Annotated in this window: 18 protein-coding genes; 12 read left to right on the top strand and 6 right to left on the bottom strand. The window is 34.2% G+C overall.

Translation table 11 applies throughout. The features are described 5' to 3' along the window. The first annotated feature begins 343 nt into the window (after positions 1-343). Together IE051_RS01835 and IE051_RS01830 are read left to right on the top strand one after the other, a co-directional pair. Positions 344-2143 carry a prolipoprotein diacylglyceryl transferase gene (locus IE051_RS01835; RefSeq protein ID WP_189358909.1) on the top strand — a complete coding sequence of 600 codons (1800 nt, stop codon included), beginning with the start codon at positions 344-346 and terminating at the stop codon, positions 2141-2143. 113 nt (positions 2144-2256) lie between these two features. After that, positions 2257-2856 carry a CDP-alcohol phosphatidyltransferase family protein gene (locus IE051_RS01830; RefSeq protein WP_189359361.1) on the top strand — a complete coding sequence of 200 codons (600 nt, stop codon included), beginning with the start codon at positions 2257-2259 and terminating at the stop codon, positions 2854-2856. Positions 2857-3024: 168 nt separating this feature from the next. Here the strand turns inward: IE051_RS01830 and IE051_RS01825 are convergent, their stop codons facing one another. Next, entirely contained in the window at positions 3025-5496 is a 2472-nt protein-coding gene (locus IE051_RS01825; RefSeq protein WP_189358907.1) for a LuxR C-terminal-related transcriptional regulator, read from the bottom strand. A gap of 220 nt (positions 5497-5716) precedes the next feature. Here IE051_RS01825 and IE051_RS01820 point away from each other — a divergent pair, with 220 nt between their 5' ends. The 6 genes from IE051_RS01820 to IE051_RS01795 all read left to right on the top strand — a co-directional run bounded on the left by IE051_RS01820 (position 5717) and on the right by IE051_RS01795 (position 12130). Then, a complete protein-coding gene (locus IE051_RS01820; protein ID WP_189358905.1) occupies positions 5717-7066 on the top strand; it encodes an amidohydrolase family protein in 1350 nt (449 codons plus the stop codon). Positions 7067-7090: 24 nt separating this feature from the next. Further along, entirely contained in the window at positions 7091-8095 is a 1005-nt protein-coding gene (locus IE051_RS01815; protein WP_189358904.1) for a metallophosphoesterase family protein, read from the top strand. Then, the gene (locus tag IE051_RS01810) at positions 8092-8934 is read left to right on the top strand and encodes a hypothetical protein (protein WP_189358902.1); all 843 of its coding nucleotides are present in this window, start codon (positions 8092-8094) and stop codon (positions 8932-8934) included. The genes IE051_RS01815 and IE051_RS01810 overlap by 4 nt, the downstream gene beginning before the upstream one ends. Before the next feature lie 33 nt (positions 8935-8967). Beyond that, positions 8968-10206: a carbohydrate porin gene (locus tag IE051_RS01805; RefSeq protein ID WP_189358900.1), complete on the top strand. Its 1239-nt coding sequence runs from the start codon at positions 8968-8970 to the stop codon at positions 10204-10206. A 158-nt stretch (positions 10207-10364) separates the two neighbouring features. Continuing rightward, positions 10365-11411: a DcaP family trimeric outer membrane transporter gene (locus tag IE051_RS01800; RefSeq protein WP_189358897.1), complete on the top strand. Its 1047-nt coding sequence runs from the start codon at positions 10365-10367 to the stop codon at positions 11409-11411. A 143-nt stretch (positions 11412-11554) separates the two neighbouring features. Further along, entirely contained in the window at positions 11555-12130 is a 576-nt protein-coding gene (locus IE051_RS01795; protein ID WP_189358895.1) for a DUF502 domain-containing protein, read from the top strand. A 144-nt stretch (positions 12131-12274) separates the two neighbouring features. Here the strand turns inward: IE051_RS01795 and IE051_RS01790 are convergent, their stop codons facing one another. From IE051_RS01790 to IE051_RS01780, 3 genes are all read right to left on the bottom strand, one after another. Beyond that, positions 12275-12616 carry a hypothetical protein gene (locus IE051_RS01790; RefSeq protein ID WP_189358893.1) on the bottom strand — a complete coding sequence of 114 codons (342 nt, stop codon included), beginning with the start codon at positions 12614-12616 and terminating at the stop codon, positions 12275-12277. 689 nt (positions 12617-13305) lie between these two features. Then, positions 13306-14001 carry a LytR/AlgR family response regulator transcription factor gene (locus tag IE051_RS01785; RefSeq protein WP_189358891.1) on the bottom strand — a complete coding sequence of 232 codons (696 nt, stop codon included), beginning with the start codon at positions 13999-14001 and terminating at the stop codon, positions 13306-13308. Between the two features lie 10 nt (positions 14002-14011). Next, complete coding sequence (locus IE051_RS01780; protein ID WP_189358889.1) at positions 14012-15010, bottom strand: sensor histidine kinase; 999 nt, start codon at positions 15008-15010, stop codon at positions 14012-14014. 198 nt (positions 15011-15208) lie between these two features. Here IE051_RS01780 and IE051_RS01775 point away from each other — a divergent pair, with 198 nt between their 5' ends. Then, positions 15209-17200 carry a serine hydrolase gene (locus IE051_RS01775; protein WP_189358887.1) on the top strand — a complete coding sequence of 664 codons (1992 nt, stop codon included), beginning with the start codon at positions 15209-15211 and terminating at the stop codon, positions 17198-17200. A gap of 445 nt (positions 17201-17645) precedes the next feature. Here the strand turns inward: IE051_RS01775 and IE051_RS01770 are convergent, their stop codons facing one another. Next, complete coding sequence (locus IE051_RS01770; RefSeq protein ID WP_189358885.1) at positions 17646-17828, bottom strand: 5' nucleotidase, NT5C type; 183 nt, start codon at positions 17826-17828, stop codon at positions 17646-17648. A gap of 234 nt (positions 17829-18062) precedes the next feature. Here IE051_RS01770 and IE051_RS01765 point away from each other — a divergent pair, with 234 nt between their 5' ends. Both IE051_RS01765 and IE051_RS01760 read left to right on the top strand, forming a co-directional pair. Continuing rightward, the gene (locus IE051_RS01765; RefSeq protein WP_189358883.1) at positions 18063-18500 is read left to right on the top strand and encodes a phage tail protein; all 438 of its coding nucleotides are present in this window, start codon (positions 18063-18065) and stop codon (positions 18498-18500) included. Between the two features lie 2 nt (positions 18501-18502). Beyond that, positions 18503-18967, top strand: coding sequence for a phage tail protein (locus IE051_RS01760; protein ID WP_189358881.1), 465 nt, complete (start codon positions 18503-18505; stop codon positions 18965-18967). A gap of 296 nt (positions 18968-19263) precedes the next feature. Here the strand turns inward: IE051_RS01760 and IE051_RS01755 are convergent, their stop codons facing one another. Further along, positions 19264-20490 carry a hypothetical protein gene (locus tag IE051_RS01755; protein WP_189358879.1) on the bottom strand — a complete coding sequence of 409 codons (1227 nt, stop codon included), beginning with the start codon at positions 20488-20490 and terminating at the stop codon, positions 19264-19266. Positions 20491-20609: 119 nt separating this feature from the next. On the opposite strand from IE051_RS01755, the gene IE051_RS01750 reads away from it, so the two are divergent. Beyond that, entirely contained in the window at positions 20610-22958 is a 2349-nt protein-coding gene (locus IE051_RS01750; RefSeq protein ID WP_189358877.1) for a TonB-dependent receptor, read from the top strand. Positions 22959-23039: the final 81 nt, after the last annotated feature.

The following is a 23039-nucleotide window of genomic DNA, read 5'->3' as shown; positions in this document are numbered from 1 at the left end:
AAACAAAAATATTAAGCCTTTTAATAATACACTCTAATTATTGTTTTTCATTGGCCCATAACGAAGAAATTATAAGGCGCATTTTCTGCCATCAAAGTTTTAAACGCTACATATCTGTGTTTGATTAATTATTCTGTCTTTATGATAATGCCAATGGAATCTATAACTGCTTTTGTCTTATTTGCCAACCAAGAAGGCTCTTAAGATGGTTTTCACTTTGTGACCTTGCAAGTATTCTTACTAAGAAAATTAATCCAGAATAATCGTTCAAAGAATATACAGGACTATAAATTCAATATTAGAGTATAAGTTTATCAAAGACAAACCATTAAATTCTAATATTATGATTGTTTCGGTGAATAATCCTCAGGCTTTATATCAGTTTTTTTATCTCTTCGCATTTATATTTATGTTTTCTGTAGTGCTTTATAAAAGCATAAGGCGTGGTTATAATCTACGTTCTGTATTGTTAATGCTAACGACCATTACCCTTTTTACCGTAATCGGTACCCGATTATTTACAATATCTATGGGTGACTGGTTAGCCGCCTTGCATACAAAGTCTCCAGAATTCAACAATAGGTCATCCATAGGTGGTTTATTATTTGGTTTAATGGCGCTTCTATCGTCACAGCAAATATTTGGATTTAAAAGGTCTATGGTCGATTTATTTGCATGGGTTGTGCCTATTACCCTCGGCATAACAAAACTAGGTTGCTTATTTAGTGGCTGTTGTTATGGTCTTCCTTTTAATGGCTTTTGTGCTATTCAATACCCTAAAGGTACGCAAGGTCATTTTAACCATTGGCTTATGGGTAGCATAGAAAATGATGCCCTATTGTCGTTAGCGGTACATCCAGTTCAATTATATGAATGTCTGCTTTTATTTGTTATTGGGTATGTTGTTTGGAAAACAAGAAAAAGATGGCAAAAAAATGGAAGTGCCATGCTGTTTGCGCTGTGCCTATATTTTTCATTACGATTTGGGGTTGAATTTTTTAGAGATCATAGTATATCTCAATTTAGCACCACCTATTATCTAGGTGTATGGTCTATACAATGGATTATGTTAGGCATCGGGATTTTATTGGGTATAAGTTTATGGAGTAACGAAAAATGGCTTAAAATTGAATCTCCAAGAGGCCGGGTCAAGTCATTATATGCTTACTCTGAGTTCATTTATATTGTCGCCATATCGTGTTGTATCTTTTTATTTAGACATTTACTTTTGGCATTTGAGCTTAAGGCGGTATGGGTGGTATTTATTCCTTCAGTTATTCTGTCTTTTCATTATCTGTTAACTGAGATTAAATTTAGAAATCAACGTAAACTAGTTGCCTTTTTGTTACTCACACCGTTTTATGTTATGGCGCAAACAATACCAAATCAAAAACCAGAAATAAAAAGATACCAACGTGTGGATATAGGTGGTTCTTTTGGTGATTTTACAAATAAAGTTGGATTTAATCCGCAACATACACAAAACCAATGTGGCTCAAATACGTCTTACTCATATGAGTATTTTTTGCAAACCTATCAAATTGCTGGTGCAGGATACTCCCAGGTTATTATTAAAGGTAATACAAAGAAAACCTTTGGTGTTAATGTTTCGGGCGGATCTATTAAGACGACGTTATTAGGCACCAACCAAACTAAGTCTGACTTTGTTTTTGCTATAAATCCTTATGCTAAATGGGAAAGCAAATGGTTTGGTGTTGGATTGGGGCTTCATCTGGGTGATTTTAATGTTAATAAAGATGAAACAACCGAAGTCTCCAATATAGAGGATGCTCATAAATCATATTATTCCAGACCTGAAATTCATGCGAGGGTAGGACCCAAAAAGTATCTTGATATCGACTATAATTACGGATTTATGATGCCATCTGCTTATCCTACATTGTATTCAAGATCCAGTATTGGGAGTGGTTTTGGACTCAGTAATGACTATAGTTTAAGATATGGTAGGATTTGGAATTTAAATACGGGTTATATTTCTGCAGAAGCTTTGCTTTCTGATAACTTTGGAGTCAATCTAATGTATATCTTTCAAGAAAACAATGACGACTTATACGGGGGAGAAACATCTGGAAAATTTGTATTCTCTTTGAATTATCGATTCGGACATAAAATTAAGAAATAGTTTAATGCGTTTTTATTAAGGGTAGGACTTGAAAGAAGCAAAATTATCCTGAATGAAGAAACACTTTTTTTAGTATATTGAAAATAAACACATTAGTTGTGATTAATCTTAAAATGAATATTCCAGTTTTATTAATTCTTTTCCGTTTAATTTTGGCTCCAATACTATTAGCACTGGCTTATTTTGTTGGAGAATCTGCTAAGATGGCTATTGTCGTGCTAATGTACTTAGGATTAATATCTGATGTTTTGGATGGAATAATTGCAAGAAAGCAGCATATTTCAACAGTAAAATTACGACGGATGGATAGTCAAGTTGATATGGTTTTTTGGCTGTCTGTGGGTTTTGCAACTTGGATCTTATTCCCAAAATTGATTGCTGAAAACGCCATTTATATTTGGATGATAATAGGCATGGAAATAACATGTTATTTTATTAGTCTCGTCAAATTTAATAAACCACCCTGTGTACATGCAGTTTTGTCTAAACTATGGAGTATTTCCTTGGTTGTAGCTTTTACGGCGTTGCTAGCTTTTAGTCATGCCGGAATACCGTTTGTTATAGCCCTTGTTTTAGGTTTAATTTCGCAGTTTGAGGTCATTGTTATACTCTTGTTTTTACCAAAATGGACCCATGATATTCCTAGTGTTTATCATGCGTACCTTATTAGAAAAGGATATAAAATTAAACGAAATATCTATTTAAACGGATAAAAAGGAGTTGATTGGTTAAGTATTTAAAATCCGTATAAATAATTAGGCCTCGCATAACATTGTGGTACTTTATTTTATCATTATGCATTCTTAAATATCGTAATTTATTTAGGTATGCGCTACAGTAATAAAGGTGATTCATTGTTTGCCAGAAATACTAAAAATAAACTAACCTTGCTTGAGAATAGCTAAAACTTGTCTTTTAGAACTCACCTGTAATTTATTAAAGATGTTCACATTATGTCTTTTTAAAGTTGAAAGTGAAATTCCTAGTTGATTGGCCATTTCTTGGTCCGTGAGGCGGGCAGTATAAAGATCAATAATTTGGTTTTCTCGATTGGTGATTTTTACTTTTTTCGAAATAGACAATGACTCTAGGTTGCTTGTGTTCTTATCGATAAGATTTTTTAGGTTAGGACAGTAAATAACGTATGTTTCGTATAAACCTCTAAACTTTATAATAGGTAGTTCCTGTAATAGATTCACAATTTCAAGATGCGCAACATCGTTATGACCCAACGACAGGTTTAAACAGCAGCTTATCAACTTAATTTCTGTTAAATAGCGTCTGTTGTTTCCGTTTGATAAGTTCGTAATCAATGCCGCTAAAAGCTCTGTAGGGAATTCTAATGGTTTAGCAAGCAATATCCGAAGCTTACCTAAAACTGTTGAATAGGACTCCGTTAGAATGACTTTAGGGTCAACATGAGTATGCTGTGCCCAAAGTATAGATTCATGTTTATTATTTGACATGAATAAAAACTCCGCGCGCAAAGCTTCCAAATAGGGGACTAAAAAGCCATTACCGGATATAATGTACTGTTCAATTTCTCCATTAATATATTTGATAGCTTGATCTCTCTTTCCAAGTGCAAACAATACACGACCATATAAGGCAGAGAAACTCATGCCTATGACTCCTATGGTATTCTCTTTAAATTCTAAAACCTTTTTTAGTACCTGTTCAGCAGATTTATATTCTGACCTGTTAAAATAATATTCACCTATAAAACTTGAGGCGTTAACAATCCCTTCTATGTTGCCTCTATCATGAGAAAGGGCCAAGAGGGCACGCGCATAATCAAACTGACTTTGTTGTTTTGCTTCAAGCCTTGATATATAACACAAGCCTAATAAGACCTGAGATTTTATTATGCGCTCATTGGTTAAGGCCAGAGTACTAATGCCATGAGCATAGGCTTCATCACTCCTTTTAAGGGCTTGCAGGCTACCTATTTTAAATATGTGCATATAACCTAAAGCAAATAAATTTTCAGTTTCACCCGTATCTATATGATTTGATTCATTCAAGGCATCTTTATACCTGGTATGGCTGTAACTTGAATAAGCCTTGAGCGCGTAATATTCCCCTATGAGAACTTTAGGAATATATTTAAAATTTATTGCACTAATTTTTTCAATCATGGCAAAAGTGTCGCCTTTAAAAATATCAAGCCAAGCTAAATTGATTTGATGCTCAACATCTGAAAGTAAATTTGAATGTTGGATTGACCTAAATAATTCTTGAAGGGTATATAAATCAGAGTTATTAAAACATGCCAATCTATAGCGCATAAAGGACTGATATTTTAAATCTTCCAATTTAAACTTACTGCTTATGTCATAGGCGGTGGCGTAAAGACCTTTATCTAAAAAATATGTTATCGTTTTGTTTTGGAGTGTTTTTAGGTCCTGTAAAATGTTTCTTGGAACATGTTCGTTTATTATATCTTGGCAAAAATGGTGTAACCTAAAATGCTGAATTGGGGCATCAATTTGAACTAGAATAATACTAGAGCTTGACAACTGATCAATGATATTATCATCTCCTAAAACCGTTCTGCACAATTCAGAATTAAACATGTCTAATGAAGCTAATAGATAAATGTATTCGGGTTTGTCAAATTTAGATACAGCATTTTTTATTAAGTCTACAGTAGATTGCGATTTAAGGGCTTCCGGGTGTTTCAAAGCGATATTAATACCAGCTATCCATCCTTCTTGAAACTCACTGTCCTTATATATGTTCGTGTGTTTTAGAATCTTTTTAAAGTTTAGATATTCTTCAGTTGAGAATTGTAGCGCTTTAGGTTCAATAATGGTTACAAGCGGAATTACCTTCCAATCTATATGTACCGGAAAACGTGATCTCGAACTTATCATTATTCGCGTAGAATCCAGACTTCGCTTTATGATGCTTCCAACAAAATCCTGTATATCCGTGTCCGTGATTAAATGAAAGTCGTCCAACACAATCAATAGGTCTTTGGTTTCATTTTCTAAATCGATTAAGAATTGCGCTTTTAACTTACTTGTATCTTGAATGCGGTTAGCATTTAAAATGGCCATTGTAGCTCTTAAATTAACCCCATCATTATGCAGAGCATGCGCTAAATACATTAAAAAAATAATGAGTTTGTCCTCGCTACTACTTATTGAAAACCACACAGGATTGATTGATTTTGTGTTACAGAGTTCAACCATTAGGGTTGTCTTGCCATAGCCAGAGGGTGCATGCATAAAAACATGCCCATTCGTTAAAGTCTGGGTTATTTTATTGACTAAGGCACTTCGAGATAGATGATCTTTGGTAAGTACCGGTGGCGTTATTTTAGCTGATGAGAGTTGAAATGCATTCATTTTTATCACGTCGGAATTGAGGTTCTAAAAATACACCTTATTTACACCTTAAGGATTAGAGTTTTAATTTTTTTTTTAGTTAACTTCGATACTTTGAACATGACATTGCAAACATGAAAAGATTAATATGTTTTTAATTTTAAAGGAAAAACATAACCAAGGGACCAATTAATACACCTTTTAAGTCATACTATTTAAAGATTAATTAAAACCATAACCAATGAAAATTTTATCAAAATCACTATTCTGTATTTTTTTTCTAATAGGTATATCATATACGATTTTAGCACAAGAACAGGAGAAAACAATGATTCTAATAACTAATGTTAATGTTTGGGACGGCACCTCTGACAGTACAATTAGCGCTGATGTTCTAATTGAAGGTGATAAGTTTAAGGAGATAAAAGCCAATATCAAAGCGCCCAAAGGAGCTACAGTTATAGACGGACAAGGCGGTACTTTAATACCTGGTTTAATTGATATGCACCAACATTTAATGTTATGGGGAGGCACTACAGAAGGCACCTACGAATATGATGCCTACGGACAAGGGGCAAGAGCAATTAAAATGGCTGAACGACTTATTCAACAAGGGTATACTACCGTTAGAGATATAGGCGGTAATTCCTTATCAATTTCTAGACTTATTCTTGAAGGAAAATTAGATGGGCCAAGAGTTTATTCTGCTGGACCAGTCATATCTCAAACTGGAGGCCATGGCGATTGGGGACCTACGAATGAAATGCCAGGTGAAGGAAATTATCAAACCATGACGGCAAATACGCATGTGGTAGATGGCGTGCCAGAAGTTATAAAAGCAGCAAGATGGAACTTTAGAAATGGAGCAAACTTTATTAAAGTGATGGCTGGCGGGGGAGTCGCCTCTACGTTTGACCCTTTGAATATGACTCAAATGAATATAGATGAATTAAAGGCTATTGTAGAAGTTGCTAATGCCTATGAGTCTTATGTTGCTGTGCATTCTTATCATGATCGTTCATACAACATGGCATTAGATGCAGGCGTAAAGTCTTTTGAGCATGGATTTTTAATCACAGAGCCAACTGTTAAAAGAATGTCTGAAACCGAAGGTGTTTTTTGGTCATGGCAACCTTACGGAAGTTATACATTATTTGCAGGTGGTTTTCCTGATTGGTTTACTCCTGATATGAGAGAGAAAGGAGCTGCAGTAAACAAAGGGGCCGTAATAGTGCCCCCATTAATGAGGAAATATGGAGTAACCGTAGTGCTTGGTTCTGATATGTTTGGAGATGAAGTCCGGTTTGCCAGAACGAATATTATTTCAGCTAAAGAAGTTCCAGATACGGGGTATACAGATTTAGAAATCTTAAAAATGGCGACAAGCAATTGCACAAAAATTTTACAAATGAGCGGTCCAGGAAGAGACCCATACAAAGCTGCTAAATTAGGTGTAGTGGAAGTTGGAGCTTGGGCAGATTTGAACATTTGGAAAGATGATCCTACAAAAGATGTGACGGCTTTAAAATCAGATGATGATTTAAAACTTGTCATTAAAGGCGGTAAGGTTTATAAAAATAATTTAAAATAAACGTTCAAAAAACAAGTATTAATAATGAATTTGAAGTTTCTTAGGTATATAGCTTATATATTAAATTTTGGAATTATAATCCTCATTTTGGGATGTAAATCGCATAAAGGGGATTTCAGTACGGATTCTAATCTTAAGACTCAGCCTTGGACGCATACTGCATTTGATGCTTCCGAAGAAAAATTCTCTTTTGCTGTTTTTTCAGATCTTACAGGGGGAGAGCGCGAAAATATTTTTGAAGCAGGTGTTTCCCAAATAAATTTAATGCGTCCAGAATTCATTGTTAATGTAGGCGATTTAATAGAAGGTGCAGAAAAAGATGCAACGGTTTGGAATGCACAATGGGATTCATTTGATGAAAGAGCTCAAAAAGCTAAGGCACCCATTTTTTATACCGGAGGAAATCATGATTTAACTGGTAATTTGGCTCATGGCATCTGGAAGGAACGTTATGGACCTAGTTATTACCACTTCATCTACAAAAACACGCTCTTTCTTATCCTAGATACGGAAGATCATGGTGCTGCACGACATGATGAGATTGAAGCCATTAGAAATGAAGCCATAATAGTTTATAAGACAAAGGGAGTAGAAGCATACAAACAAACAGAATATGCCAATTTACCTGAACAAAAATGGGGAGATATCAGTCGATCGCAATCCGATTATTTTATAAGTGTTATCGAGGATAACCCTAGCGTTACGTGGACATTTTTATTGTTGCACAAACCGATTTGGGAAAACCCAAAGTCTAGTAATTTTAATACCATAGAAAAAGCGCTAAATGGTAAAAATTATACGGTCTTTAACGGTCATACCCACCTTTATAAGCATACCAAACGCTTTGGTCAGGATTATATTAATCTGGCAACTACGGGCGGTAAACAATTTCCGGAGCGCGGCTTGTCTTTTGATCATTTTCTTTGGGTAACTGTAGATAATAACGAGGTGTCATTAGCAAACCTTAAAATGAGTGGGGTTTTAGATAAACAGGGTAAATTACCAGTACATCTTAACACAGAAAATTGAAGGAACTAATTTTGAAACGGCTTATCTATTTCATACTTATTGTATTTTCATTCGGAAACGTATTTAGTCAGGACAAACAAAAATCGGCTGATGATATTGCCCGCGAGTTATCCAACCCTATAGGTACTTTAGCCAATTTCACATTTCAAGGGACGTATGCGCAATGGGGTGGTTCTGCACCTGGAGCCTCTAACCAAAACACCTCGAGTTTTGTTTTTATGCCTACATTACCCTTTAAAATGTGGGGAGGCAATCTAAGTGTTAGACCAAGTTTCCCGTTTCAAGGCGCTCCTTTTGTGAATGATCAAGGCGTTTGGGACGCCACATCTGGTTTTGGTGATATTGGTCTAATGGCACTGTATGGTAAAGCAACAGAGAGTGGCTTTATCTGGGGTTTTGGACCCACATTGTTTTTTCCAACTGCAGGAAGTAATCTTTTAGGTAAAGATCAATTTCAAATGGGCCCTGCAGTCTTGGCAGGCATATTGAGAAAATGGGGTGTTTTAGGGGCCTTATGGCAGCATTGGTGGGGTGTAGGCTCTATAGACTCCAATACGGATCGCGTTAATTTAGGTACAGTACAGCTATTTTACTGGTTTTCTGCTGGTAAAGGATGGCAAATTGGCGGTAGTCCCAATCAATCTGCAAACTATGTTCAAGGACAAGATATTGAATTTAGTATACCCCTTAATCTAGGATTTGCAAAAACAGTTGTATTGGGTAAAATGCCGCTAAAGTTTTCTTTACAGGGTCAATATTTTTTAACGCAACCTGAGGTTATTGGTCCAAATTGGGGGATTTTCTTTTCAATAACCCCTGTGATTAAAGTACCTTGGTAAATTATTGTAGTATTAATCGGTAACATGTAAAAAATGAGAAATATTAAAATTCTATTTATTGTTAGCATACTTATTTTTTCCAATCAGCTAAGTGCACAAGAAAATGACTCTATTCCCAAATTGGGTAGTGTAGATCAAGTTGATAATCGATTGGCCATAGATAGTGAAACAAAACAGCCCGTATTAGAATTTCCATTTCTTGATCCTTATTTTGATTTTAAGAAAAACCTAAAAGATAAGACGGGGTTAAACTTTGCCTTGGATTACAATAGTGCTTATTTTGGAACAAATTCTAAAATAGGTGAGGGTGATGCCGGTGCTGGCGTATTTCGATTTTATGGTTCTTGGGATCTCGTTGGTAAGGAATCCGGTAATTCTGGTGCTTTAATTTATAAACTAGAACATCGTCATAAATACAGCACCATTCCATTGTCAAGTCTCGGTTTAGATATGGGTTATGCTGGTTTAATAGGGGCTCCATTTAACGACACTGGTTATAGAACTCAAAATTTATATTGGCGGCAACGTTTGGCTAATGGGAGGCTATCTATTGTTGTTGGCTTTTTAGATATTACCGATTTCTTAGATGTTTACGCCCTTGCCAGTCCTTGGATGCATTTTATGAATTTTAGTTTTTCTACTGGTGTAGCAGCTGTTAATGTACCTAACGACGGCTATTTAGGTTTAGGTGTTGGTGGTTGGATAACCAAGAATATTTATGCTATTGCAGGTATTGCCGATCAAAACGGAAATACAGCGAATGTTTTTGAAGGCTTCGATACTTTTTTTAACAAAAACGAATATTTCAAACATCTAGAATTTGGTATCACCTCTGCCAAAGATTATATTGTTTTAGATAATATACATGCTACATTTTGGCAAAGAGACGAGACCGCTGCTACTGGTGATCCGGATGGCTGGGGATTTGTGCTCTCAGGAACTAAATATATTAATGAGACTTGGTTGCCCTTTGTACGTTTTGCTTACACTGAAGATGCTGGAAGCTTTTTACAGAAAGCCTTGGCTGTTGGTGTTGGTTATCAACCCAAGCCAGGTGGTCATTTATTAAGTTTTGGGTATAGTTGGGGCCAAACTAATGAAACTACGTTTGGAGTTGCTGAAGATCAGCATACCTTTGAGTTGTTTTATCGTCTTCAATTGTCTCAAAAAATTGCGATAACCCCAGATGTACAATTCGTTGTAAATCCTGCGCTAAATGAACAACAAAATTCCATTTTTATTTATGGTATTAGAAGTAGAATTGCATTGTAAACTAATCAAATGAGAAATACTTTATTTGCATTATTTTTCTTTGCCTAGGGGCAATATTATGGGCTCAAAACACTGATAACAAGGGCAATAAAACAATCTTTAAATTTGGAGGCTATATTAAGGCAGACTTTATTAATTCTATTTATAATAATGGGGATGTGGGTAAAGATAGCCCGTTAAAAGATATTCATTTACCTGGTCAAATACCCGTGGGGTCCAGCGATGAGAATTTTAATTTAGACTTTCATGTTAAGGAATCCCGATTCAATTTTGACGTAAAAACAACACTTCTAGGAGAAGATATACATGGTTTTGTTGAAGTTGATTTTTTGTTATCGGCGCAAGGCAATGAGCGCGTGAGTAATTCCTTTGCACCACGTTTAAGGCATTTTTATTTTGAATGGGGGAATTTATTAATAGGGCAAACCTGGTCAACTTTTATGATTGTGGTAGTACCAGACGATCTGGATTTTTCGGGTGCCGCTGAAGGTCTTGTATTTAATAGACAAGTTCAAATTAGGTACACCTACAATAATTGGCAATTTTCAATTGAAAACCCAGAAACTACACTTATGGGATTTAAAGACCCTGCTATCGTGGAAACAGAAAAAGAAGTGATACCTGATGTGGTTATAAGAAGAAATATTACGCTAAGCCGTGGATTTTTAGGAGTATCTTTTCTAAATAGAGTATTAAGTGGTAAAACGGTAGATAAAGATGAGGTGAAAACCAAATATGTATTGGGCCTATCTGCTGGTGGCAAAATTTTTATTGGTAATCGTGGTTCAGATCTTAGATTTATGACTACTTATGGTACAGGCTTAGGTAGATATACCGCTTTAGGCTTTGTTGCGGGCGGGGTTATTGATGAAAATGAGAATATACATGGGATTCAATCTTTAAACGGATATATTGCCTATAATCATTTCTGGAAGCCAAAACGATGGTCCTCCAGTGTAAATGTTTCAGTTTATAAGGCTTTTAATGATTTGACGCTTGTTGGTGAACAGGCTAATGATAACGCTTATAGTCTTTCTGCAAATATAAAATATACCCCAGCACCAGAACTCATGTTTGGTGTAGAACTAATGCATGGCTATAGAGGGTTAGCAAATAATAGTATTAACGGGAGTTTCAATAGGTTGCAAGTTTCTGCAAAATATAGTTTTGGCTATAATAATACCATTACAAATGAAAAGAGATAGATTTAAGTTAGTTTTAGAATTAGGTCAATCTAATTTGAGAAGGTTAAAAATGTAGGATATTAAATTCTCATAAGTGTCATTCACAATTTAAGTAGGCACTGGGCATATTTCACATAATAATTAGTTTAAAAAAAATATAGGTTATGATTAAATATTTAAGAAACACAGTAATTGCGGGCGTCTTATTTTTAATACCCATCATTGTACTGGTAATAATAGGGGCCAAGTTTTATGAATTTTTAGTATTGCTTGCGACACCCATGGATAAGCTTATACCCTTAGATAGTATTGGAGGTATTGCCGTGGCCAATATATTAGTTGTTCTTTTACTACTTGTAATCTGTTTTCTCGCCGGAATACTGTCCACTGGCAAAATAATGAAGAAAACTCAAAAGGGCATTGAAAACAAAATACTTGTAAAACTGCCTGGATACCCAATACTGAAAGGATTTATGGATAGTATGAGTACAACAAAAAAAGCCTCTGAGAATTTTATTCCTGTTCTCGTTGCTTTCGATGATAGTGAACAACTTTGTTTTGAAATAGAGGAAACTACCAATAATAAAGTAGTTGTTTACGTACCAGGTGCTCCAAATCCTTGGTCTGGGGCTGTGTTATATATGGATAAATCTCGAGTAAAACGACTTAAGGTTAATATCTCTGAGGCTATAGAAAATATTCAAGGTCTTGGGTTAGGCACCGAAAACTTGATTAAGTAATATGATCTAAAAGGAAAAAGAAATGCATTAAATGAGTCAATAGATTACACTTAGGATATAGGGTCATATCGAGATATAAAATAGAAGAAAGGCGTTACAAGGCAAACTTGTAACGCCCTTTTTATATTCTTAAAAATGTTTTAATTAATAAATAGTCGAAAGAAATTGTATCGAAATAGTATAAAACCTGTAATTGTTGTCTTGGTCTATATAAAGTTCTTTTTCATTTAATCTTTTTTTTATAAATCGTGTAAGTCCTTCACTGTTGGAGTTGTTAGAGATCACTGTAATCTTATTGTTGTCATCTATTTTAAATTTTATGGCGACTACAATGTCTTCATAAATTGTGGTTTCTGATGCTTTTAACAAGGTTTCAATTTGCTGGGTAACAGATGTAAAGTCATTTGGTGGAAGCGTTGTTTTCGCCTCAACAGGACTGTTAAAACTAATGAGTACGATGAATAGAAATGTTTTGATTGTGTTCATGGCTTGATTGATTGATTGATTGATTGATTGATTGATTGATGAAAGTTTTTAATTATCTAAAGCGTCTTTTGCTATTCCAATGATAGCTTTTAGTGCTGTTTAAAGTTTCTGATATTTGGTTGTTGTTTAAAGTTCTCATGATTGTCGTTTTTTGATTGATGAAAGGTTTTGTTTATCTAAAGCGTCTTTTGCTATTCCAATGATAGCTTTTGGTGCTGTTTAAAGTTTCTGAAATTTGGTTGTTGTTTAAAGTTCTCATGATTATCGTTTTTTTGATTGATGAAAGGTTTTGTTTATCTAAAGCGTCTTTTGCTATTCCATTGATAGCTTTTAGTGCTGTTTAAAGTTTCTGAAATTTGATTGTTGTTTAAAGTTCTCATAATCTTTGTTTTATGGTTAAAATATTTCGGTTATATAAGATAGACGACTATAAATATATTTTGTTACAGTACTATGCATAGCAAAGTAATGAATTAACATATTTTAACATTTAAGAAGTAACATCGGGTAGGGTATATCTGGTCCAAAACAAATCAATAAAGCCCTTATTTTACTGGGCTTGAATGGGTAGACATTTTTTAAATGTGCCTGTATTACACGAAGACGCGATGACCGTGTATTCTGTAGAATTAAATATTTAAGTTTCTATAATATGGTTATAAGGTCAAGTTACAGATCCAAGAACTCCATTATAATTTCGCTAAAGCTTCCAGTTTTTTTGAAACAACAACTTTATACATTGCACTTACTGGAACTTTATCCGCTTCAATTAGTAAATGTGTTCTACTTGCTTTGGATACTCTATTTAAATTGGCAATATATGATTTATGGGTGCGTTGGAAATTTTCAGATAATAGTGTGGTGATATTTATTAATGTGTCAGCTATAAGATACATTCTTGAATCGGTGAAAATTTTCAAATAATTACCAAAACTTTGAATATATAGTATGGAATAGAATGGAATATTAACGGGCATTCCATCATGTTTAATTTGGAGGTCTTCACTGCCACTACGTTGTTTAGAGTCTGTAAGTTTTGAAGCAGTAACTTTGTTTATGGCCTTCAAAAACCGTTCTATTTTTATGGGTTTTAATAAATAATCTACAACACCATAATTATAACTTTCTAATGCAAATTCTGAGTAGGCGGTAGTTAAGATAACCTTAGGAGGTCTTATCATAGAACGCAAAATTTCCATGCCATTAAGTTCGGGCATTTCAATATCTAGAAAGACCAGATCTAGATCATTTTGTTGCATAAAATTGATAAACTCAAGCGGATTACCCGTACTTAAAATGAGTTCAAAATTGTTAATTTTAGAACAATATTCTTCTAACACTTCCCGCGCTAGTATCTCGTCATCTACAATGCCAACTCTAATCATTATAATTATTTTAATTTGAAATTGCCAAATCAACAGATAAATTTACAAGATAAATTTTATCTGAATCTTTAATTTCTAACGCGTGTGCGTTAGGATACAATAGTTGCAATCGTCTTTTAACATTTTCAAGACCAAAGCCTTTTCTTTTCGAATCAGGTATTAAGCTAGGCTTAGAATTTTTGACACAAAAATAGAGTGTGGCATTTTTTACAATCACTGAGATATCAATACTACTCGGTTCATTCGTACTTTGAGCGCCATGTTTAATGGCATTTTCAACAAAGGTGATCAGTAACATTGGAGAAATTTTTAAGCCTGCAAGATTGCCTTCAATTAAAAATTCAACAGTACAACGTTTACTTAATCTTTTCTCTTCGAGCAGTAGATAATTTTCTATAAACTCAAGCTCTTCTTTGAGTAAAACCGTTTCTTTTTTTGAACTTTCTAGTTGATAACGCATTAATTCTGATAGCTGCATGACCACCTCAGGAGTCTCAGGTGATTGTTGTCTGGAAAGTGCATAAATACTATTTAGAGAATTGAACAGAAAATGAGGATTTACCTGTTCTTTTAAATAATTAAGCTCCATCTCTTTTTGCAATTTTTCTTTCTCTTCATTTTCTCTTCTAAAAATGATATTTCTTCTTACAAAGTAAGCGGCCATGCCTGACCCAGTCGTATAAATAAGAAAAAAGAACATTTTAGAAACCCCATACCAGCCATTCTTAGCATAGCCTTTTAAATAGGCGCCTAGAAATACAATTAGAATAAGTAGCAATGCATATAACAAATAACGTTTCTTATCGAAAACATATGGTATTAAAATAAAATGATTAATCCATATAGTACCCATAATGAAAACCGTGAAATTGACACTATGCATGTAGAACAAATAATCCGTATCAAATCGATCTTTAATGGCCCAAACACTTAATATTTCTAGAATGAGTACCATTAAAAAGGCACTAATATTTAGCAGTAGTGTATTCTTTAACAAAGTTTTAAACATGCGATCTTTTAATAGCTAATAAATATACTATCTATAAAAACAAATCGTCCTATTTTCTTTATAAAAGCGTCATATCAATGACGAAATGGTTTTGTCATTAAAATATTCAAATTATCATCTTTAAGAAATTCAACCTGAATTTTAAATTACTTTTATTCAACATTTATAGAAGTTAAGCCACTAATAAAGTAGATAAATATGAAAGCAAGTAAACTAATAGTTCTGTTAATCCTTATAATTTCAAATAGAGTTTATGCCCAGGGAAATAGTATTAAAGCATTTCCGTCGCCCGCAATTGGATCGGCCTTAGTATTACCACAAATCCAGGTGGTTCCCATAAAAGATGTTAAGAACGCGAGAAACTATGAGCTATATATAGAATTGCCTGAAGATTATTCTGAGCACAATAATAAACACTATCCAGTCATTTACTACACAGATGCCAACTGGCATTTAGAAATGCTATCTGGCTCTACGGAGTATATGCTGGAAGATGTTATTCTAGTTGGAATTTCATGGCAATTGGATGTCAATGAAGCCCTCAAAAAGGATGTAGGAGCCCATTTGAGTCGTTTTCGTGATTACTCTATGAGTAAACACAGTAATCCTGAAATTCAAAATAAATATCAATTTGGGCAAGCTAATAAGCACGTAGATTTTATTCGTAATGATGTCATTAAATATGTTGAAAATACGTATCGCACAGATCCAAACAGCCGTACTTATTTTGGGTATTCACTCAGTGGTGAATTTGGCGCATACATACTTTTGACTCAACCGGACACTTTTAATAATTACATCATAGGAAGTCCAACGCTTAAAGGTGAAATTGATTATTTATCTGAACTTAATACCAAATTTGGACCTTTTGATGCATCAGATGTAAACTCAAGTCTGAAAGCCAATGTTTATGTCGCCTATGGCTCACAAGAAAAAGCAGAGGTGACTGAACCAATAGACGCCTTTGTTAAATTATTAAAGCAACGAAGAGATAATGGTTTGTCTGTAAAAAAAGAAGTGATTCCTGGAGACCATGGCACGGCGTTCCCTACCACTGCCGTCCACAGTGTAGCCTGGTTGTCAACCTTATTGAGTCCGGTTGTCCCTGATAACTATGACGTCTCGTTTTGGGATATGCCGCACCTAAACAACCCATATGTAACAACAACACCTGAAGACAGAAACGATGGCATTTTAGTCGATACATTAGCAGTGAATAGTAAAGACAGAGACGCCTTCCTCAATTTGTCGAAAGCCATATTCGACGGTAACTATGGAAACTATGATGCCTTACTCATTTCGCACAAAAACAAACTAGTTTTTGAGTCCTATTATAAAAAAGGTCGAATTAATTTGCCACATGGCCAAGCCTCTGCTGTAAAAGGATATACCAGTTTAGTTTTGGGTAGAGCCATACAAATGGGGTACTTATCCATGGAAGATCTTCATAAGCCTTTGACGCATTTTCTAAAAGATGTAAATACGGAAACCCTTACTAAGGGATATGAAAAAATGACCCTTCATAAGGCATTGACTATGCATGGTGGGTTGAACATAGATCCAGATAAATGGCAGGTGATAAAGACAGATTCAACACGTTTAAAAGGGCAAGGACTGGTACAGGCACTGCTTGAGGAAAGTAAACCAATCACGGATGAATCTCAAACCTATTTGTATGGTAATTACAATCCTATCTTAGTGATGAGCGTTATAGACGCAGTGGTTCCAGGAACAGCTCAAGATTTTATTAAAACTGAGCTATTTGACAAGTTAGGCATTACCAATTACAAATGGTCAAACCATATAAGTGGTTTACCAGAAGCCGGTTGGCGTGCAAGCATCATGTCTCGTGATATGGTTAAATTAGGGAATTTGGTGCTAAATAAAGGCCAACTAAACGGTGAACAACTTATTTCAGTAAAGTATCTTAAGAACGCTACGAGCGGCTTGGTAAAACCTGCCATAGATTGGATGCCTAAGCACTATTCTTATGGCTATTTTTGGTACCATACGCCGGTAACTGTCGGAGATAAAACCTATGATGCCACATTGGCTTGGGGTGGCGGCGGACAACGCGTCATTGTTGTGGAAGCATTAGATTTAACCATAGTCATTTCAGGCTATGATAGAGATGATGATAAAATTATGACGCCAATTTTTGAAACAGTAATACCTGCCTTTGTACAATAAGTTCATCTATGAAAACAAATCACATCATACTGATATTTATCGGAGTTATGCTGCTTATCCAAAAATTATTTATAATGCAACTCAAACTTTGGTAAAAGCGAAAGTTCTTGCAACAGTGTTTAACAAAAATAACTTAAAATAATTCATTAAAGAATGGTTTGGGTACAACTGCCTCATAATGTTACTTGTAGTATTTGAAGAAAATAGTCTGAACTTGTGTTTTAACAAATAATGATGGTTTTGTAAAATTGAAAATTGTAAATTTAATTAAGGTTGGTAGTACCATAATTAATTAATTAGATGATTTAAGAAATTTAGCAAGAGACTTATGATAAACCCATCTAAAAGCAGTACTGAAGAATCAAATAAAGGTAATTCAGTTAAAGGTTTCAGTGAGGACTCTGTAATACCTGACAAAGCACATAAGCCAAAAACAAAGGTTATATTAGAATCGCGCTTCCACAAGTTGCTTAATACTATGTTGTCTCTCTAAAGGCGCATTTTCATGAACTTCTCCTGAAACAATATCTTCACGTCTTAGGTTTTCATTAAAATCTCTATTATACCATTCTAAATGCTTTCTGAAAGTATCATCTAGTACATCATCCATGTCTACAAATATGGTCAACTCATTTTTTTATCTAAGAAAGTTGTTTTATTTCAGTTTCACACTTTCTATATAGAATATTAATAGTTTTATAATATTGCCATAACGCTACGACAAAGCATTAATTCTGTTAAAATGTATAACAATAGAAGTTAATGGAACTGCACTAGTAGAGAAATCTCTTTCAGACTAATAGAAAAATCACTATATTCATGTTTTAATTTTAGCTAATTTCTGACTGTAAATCAACACATTATGCCAGATCATAAAAATTATCCGATAAAAAAATTTCATTTTAAAGTAGAGTGGGGCGGAACCAAAATTGGGTTTACTGAAGTTTTAGGACTTGATTTTGAAACCGAAGTTATTGAATACCGAGAAGGTTCTGATAGAGGCTACCATAAACGAAAGCAACCCGGGCTTGCCAAATATTCTAATGTCACTTTGAAACGCGGGACTTTTCAAGGTGATATTGAGTTTTATGAATGGTGGAAAATGATCTTTCATGATGATTTTAGGCGCGATTTATTAATCTCTGCCTTAAATAATGAACACGAACCCATTATCACCTGGAAACTACGAAATGCTTGGCCTTCCAAAGTACAATCACCCAGTCTAAAGGCTACAGGAAATGAAGTAGCTATTGAAACCATTGAAGTTGTACATGAAGGTTTATCTGTTGAAAGTGATTAGTTATGGGAGATGCTTTACGTAATTTTCAATTCACCGTAGATTTTACAAATAATGATTTTAACTCAGATAGGCATTTTCAATCTGTTGAAGGACTTCATGCGCAGATTACAAAAGATATATCCAAAAAAGCTTGGCTTTCAGAGTTTGATGTTCTAATCTTAAAAAGAGCCTACCGGCCAGATTCAAACATTGTTGCTTGGTGTATGAATGCCGTTAACAATAAAATATTAACACCCGAAAACCTTAGTATAAACTTGTTCAATTCAAGATTTGAGGTGGTGAGTCAATGGCAGGTTGTAAAAGCCATACCTGTTGGGTGGAGCCTTTCTCCTTTAAATGCCGAAGAAGGTCAAATTCTAATAGAAACAATTACCTTAAAATACAGCTACTTTCAAGTTGTAAATAGCAAGGGTAAAATTGTTTCTCCAAAGAAGAAACCTTTTATAAAAAAAAGGGTAAAGGATTAGATTTTTTGTTTTAAACAATCGTGTCCCGGTTAGATGTTTAAAATAAGCTAGAGCTGAATAATAAAAAACGCAACAAAGGAGACACTATTAGCTTCATATAATTTCTATTAATTATTATTTCAATAATTATGTCAACTATCGTCTAAAAATGCTATTTTAATTAATGTTTGCCAAAGCACTTGAATATATCGCGTGCTTTACTAACTCCTCTTGGTTTCTCAAACATGATTAACACAACTAAACACTTTTCATGAGTCAAGGTACGAGGGAAGTATAATTTGTCTGGAAAGGTATAATTAGTTCTGAACATAATTGACAACCAAACTCCCATTTACAAGTCTGTTTTCATTATCAATACCGCTAAAAACCCCCTCCTGTGTACCACTCTTGTTTTTTAAATAATAGGTTTTAAAGTAGATATTCACTCTATCCAAGGCTATAATGCCTGAAAAACTGAATCTAAAGTTCACTACAGAGCCTTTGTTTAGCAATTCAAATCTATCTTTTTCGATATATACGTTTTCAGTCAAAGTAATAATTTGATAATCGGTAGGAGAAATTTTGAATTTTAGAGTGTCTTTAAATCCATCATCAAAGGAAAAGGTTAAGGTATACGTTCCGGGTAATTGCCCATACAAAGAAGCATATGGACTATTATTGGATAATTCCAAAGCATTTCTAGGAACAAAACTATGATTAACAATACGTTTATTTCTTATCTCTAAAGCGATATATGGCGGGATAACATCGGTTTTAGAATTATCCTCCATAATTTTTTTACTATCACATTTTTCGAGAATAGAACGTCCAGCCACGGTATTGGTGAAAATATCAAAAGTGCAATACGTACCAATGAGATAGTTAATGTCTGAAAGTGATTTATGGCCAATATAATAAATCTCGCTTGCGCCATCAATATATCGGTCACCAGAGAGGGTGTTGGTTTTAATAGTAATGGTGTCTCCTTGTCTTTTTATACTACCATTACTGTAATGCTCTCTAAAAGTACCATCTTCTAGGGGATACATAAAGATATGCTGAATCTTTTTCCAGTTATTAGAAATAATGGTTTGTCCTTTTAAGATGGTATTGTCCTCACCAAAATAGTAGTTCAAATAATAATAAGTTAGATCGTCATTATCCTTATAAATTAAATCATACTGTTTTTCATATTCAGGCGATGATAATTTGTTTTCATCTAAAAACATTTTAATATCCTCATAACCCAAATAAAGGAGAATAATGTCCTTATAATATTGATTCAGTTTTATGGTATGCTTACCTTTTTCTAGCTCTCGAGTTTTATCATAGAGGTATTTTCCGTTAATAAATTCGGAACCAATAGCTTCAAAGTCATGTTTTAAACTTGGCATTTCATCATCAAAAGCACCGTAACCGTAGAGCTGAAAAGCTTTAGGTAGCTTTACTATGTTATGTTTTAACATAAAGGTTTCATGTACTCTATTGAGCAATACATTAAAATAATCGGCAGTTAAAATTAGCGATGAGGCGTGCTTTACCATAAATTCCTATTTATTTACTAAAATTATTAAAAATATTTATAATAATTAAAATTAATAATAATTAATATCTGATAATTACTTTTATGGCAAGCAATGTATTTTTAACCAATCCATAGAAAATGAAAAAAAATGTTCTATTGTTATTCTTATTGATAACAACATGCGCTTTCTCACAAATTACAGTAGTAGGTAAAGTGACAGACCAAACAGGAGAACCTATTCCAGGAGCAAATATTCTTGAAAAAGGCACTTCTACTGGAGTCATTTCAGACTTCAACGGAAATTTTCAAATTAACACATCCTCAAATGATGCCGTTTTGCAATGCTCCTATGTTGGATTTGAAACTCAAGAAATTAATATTAATGGAACAAGTCAAATTGATATTGTTTTAAAAGAATCTCCAGAATCCTTAGATGAAGTAACCATTCAAGGGTTTTCTGGTGTAATTGGTAAATCAAGAAAACGGACAGAATCTATTCAAACCACACCAGAATCTGTGACGGCTTTAAATTCGGAAGGTATTGAAAGTGCTGGAGTGACAGATGTTAGTTCTTTTTCTACTTTGGTACCAAACTTAAAATTTAATACGGCTCAGGCCGTTGGCTTAAATTTTATTACGGTTAGAGGTATTCCTCAGGTTAGAGGAGGAGATGCTCCTTTGGCTTTTGTAATTGATGGGGTTACTATTCCAGATCCTAGTTTGTTGAGTCAGGATTTATATGATTTAGCACTAGTTGAAGTCGTTAAAGGTCCTCAAGGCGCCTTATACGGAAAAAATGCCATTGGAGGAGCCATAAATATTTATACTAAAGACCCAACCAATAAGATGTCTAATAAAGTGCAATTGGGAGTTGGTAATGGTGGTCAATTTCAAGCGCAATTTGTCTCGTCAGGCGCCATTGCAAAAGATAAGGTGTTTTATAGATTTTCAACAAACTACAAAACTTTTGATGGTTTACTTACCAATGAATTTTTAAATGAAAAGGTAGACTTCTCAGAAGATTTTAATATTAGAGGTCAGATTAAGGCTAGACTTACAAATAATTTTACAGTGGCAGCAACCTATCAATATTTTAAAATAGACGGTGGTGCGGCGTATTATTCGGTTAATCCTATTGGATTTGAAGGTGAGTTTCCAGGAGGTGTATTAGATCCAAATCCTAAAAAAGGGAATAATGTTATTGTTGCCGATGTCCTTGGTAAATCAGATATGATTAATAACTATGGGAATTTCAAAATGAATTATAATTTGGGACAGGTAGAGATACAAAGTTTAACATCTTTTAATAAAGTAGAGCGCTCTTCATTTGGTGATTTAGATTTTCTTGATCTGTCATTATTTACGCAAGGAGAGGAGGCTACTACCAATACATTCAACCAAGAAATTAGAGTTAACAATACAAACACCAATTCAAAATTTGATTGGAGTTTAGGTGGTTTTTATCAGACTATTAAAAAGGATATTTATCAATATGGAGAAGATTTTAGCTTTGACCCACCTGAGTATGATACGGCCGATTATATTAATGAAACGACAACGATAGCTCTATTTGGTTTTGGAGATTATAAATTAACGAGTAAGCTGACCGTTTCAGCAGGGTTTAGATATGATATTGATAATTTCACGCAGGATGATTTTCTGTTTGTTACCAATTCAGAACGTGATAATAATGAATTTCAGCCCAAAGTATCCTTATCATATCAAGCTTCAAAAAATGTCTTGATTTATGCGAATTATGGCAGAGGGTATAGAAATGGCGGGTTTAATGCTGAAGCCACAGATTTGTTTAATAGAAGTTTTGATGATGAAACTTCAGACAATTATGAGCTCGGTTTTAAAACCACATCTTGGAATGATCGCTTTATTTTTAATGGCTCTGTTTTCAATTCGAAACTAAAGAATCAACAACAATATATTTTAGATTTGAATACTTTTATTGCGGGCGTTTATAATTATAAAGAGAGTAAAGTATTTGGTTTTGAATTAGAGTCTCGTGCTAGACTAACCAACTATTTAGACATTTTTGCCAATTTTGGTTTAGCGGATGCCGAAATTATTGATGGCGGGACTACTGGCGGTGAAAATGGAGATGTAACTGATAATACTAAATATAACGGTAATAAAACGCCTTTTGTTCCTGTGAGTAGTTTTGGTGTTGGCTTAGAATCTTCATTTAACATAACGGAGACTTTAAAATTTAACGGCTTTTTAAATTTAGATACTACCGGAAAAACCTATTGGCACGAAAGTAATTTAGATATTCATACCTCTGATGCATATTCACTTTTAAATGCGCGCCTAGGATTATCTTATAAGAATTGGAAACTAGATCTTTGGGGTAAAAACCTAACCGATCAACAATATTACCAAGAATTTTCTCCAGGAGAATTTGTTGGTAGTCCAGATGATGTGGCATGGCGCGGACAACCGCTATCCATTGGTACTGCACTTTCAGTAAAATTTTAAATAAAAAAGTATTTGTCAATTTTAATTGATGCTAAACATAATAAGGAAGGTTTTTTATTTCCTTCCTTTACAATACAAAAA

It is taken from the genome of Algibacter mikhailovii, assembly GCF_014651495.1.
In the GTDB taxonomy this organism is placed as follows: domain Bacteria; phylum Bacteroidota; class Bacteroidia; order Flavobacteriales; family Flavobacteriaceae; genus Algibacter_E; species Algibacter_E mikhailovii.
The sequence above is the reverse complement of the archived record's forward strand: the minus strand, read 5'-3'. Positions and strand labels throughout refer to the sequence as shown.

What these genes read in the sequence shown, in the direction of transcription:
- IE051_RS01835 (WP_189358909.1), top strand. Translation starts at nt 344, where the DNA reads ATGATTGTTTCGGTGAATAATCCTCAGGCTTTATATCAGTTTTTTTAT.
- IE051_RS01830 (WP_189359361.1), top strand. Translation starts at nt 2,257, where the DNA reads ATGAATATTCCAGTTTTATTAATTCTTTTCCGTTTAATTTTGGCTCCA.
- IE051_RS01825 (WP_189358907.1), bottom strand. Translation starts at nt 5,496, where the DNA reads ATGAATGCATTTCAACTCTCATCAGCTAAAATAACGCCACCGGTACTT.
- IE051_RS01820 (WP_189358905.1), top strand. Translation starts at nt 5,717, where the DNA reads ATGAAAATTTTATCAAAATCACTATTCTGTATTTTTTTTCTAATAGGT.
- IE051_RS01815 (WP_189358904.1), top strand. Translation starts at nt 7,091, where the DNA reads ATGAATTTGAAGTTTCTTAGGTATATAGCTTATATATTAAATTTTGGA.
- IE051_RS01805 (WP_189358900.1), top strand. Translation starts at nt 8,968, where the DNA reads ATGAGAAATATTAAAATTCTATTTATTGTTAGCATACTTATTTTTTCC.
- IE051_RS01795 (WP_189358895.1), top strand. Translation starts at nt 11,555, where the DNA reads ATGATTAAATATTTAAGAAACACAGTAATTGCGGGCGTCTTATTTTTA.
- IE051_RS01790 (WP_189358893.1), bottom strand. Translation starts at nt 12,616, where the DNA reads ATGAACACAATCAAAACATTTCTATTCATCGTACTCATTAGTTTTAAC.
- IE051_RS01785 (WP_189358891.1), bottom strand. Translation starts at nt 14,001, where the DNA reads ATGATTAGAGTTGGCATTGTAGATGACGAGATACTAGCGCGGGAAGTG.
- IE051_RS01780 (WP_189358889.1), bottom strand. Translation starts at nt 15,010, where the DNA reads ATGTTTAAAACTTTGTTAAAGAATACACTACTGCTAAATATTAGTGCC.
- IE051_RS01775 (WP_189358887.1), top strand. Translation starts at nt 15,209, where the DNA reads ATGAAAGCAAGTAAACTAATAGTTCTGTTAATCCTTATAATTTCAAAT.
- IE051_RS01765 (WP_189358883.1), top strand. Translation starts at nt 18,063, where the DNA reads ATGCCAGATCATAAAAATTATCCGATAAAAAAATTTCATTTTAAAGTA.
- IE051_RS01760 (WP_189358881.1), top strand. Translation starts at nt 18,503, where the DNA reads ATGGGAGATGCTTTACGTAATTTTCAATTCACCGTAGATTTTACAAAT.
- IE051_RS01755 (WP_189358879.1), bottom strand. Translation starts at nt 20,490, where the DNA reads ATGGTAAAGCACGCCTCATCGCTAATTTTAACTGCCGATTATTTTAAT.
- IE051_RS01750 (WP_189358877.1), top strand. Translation starts at nt 20,610, where the DNA reads ATGAAAAAAAATGTTCTATTGTTATTCTTATTGATAACAACATGCGCT.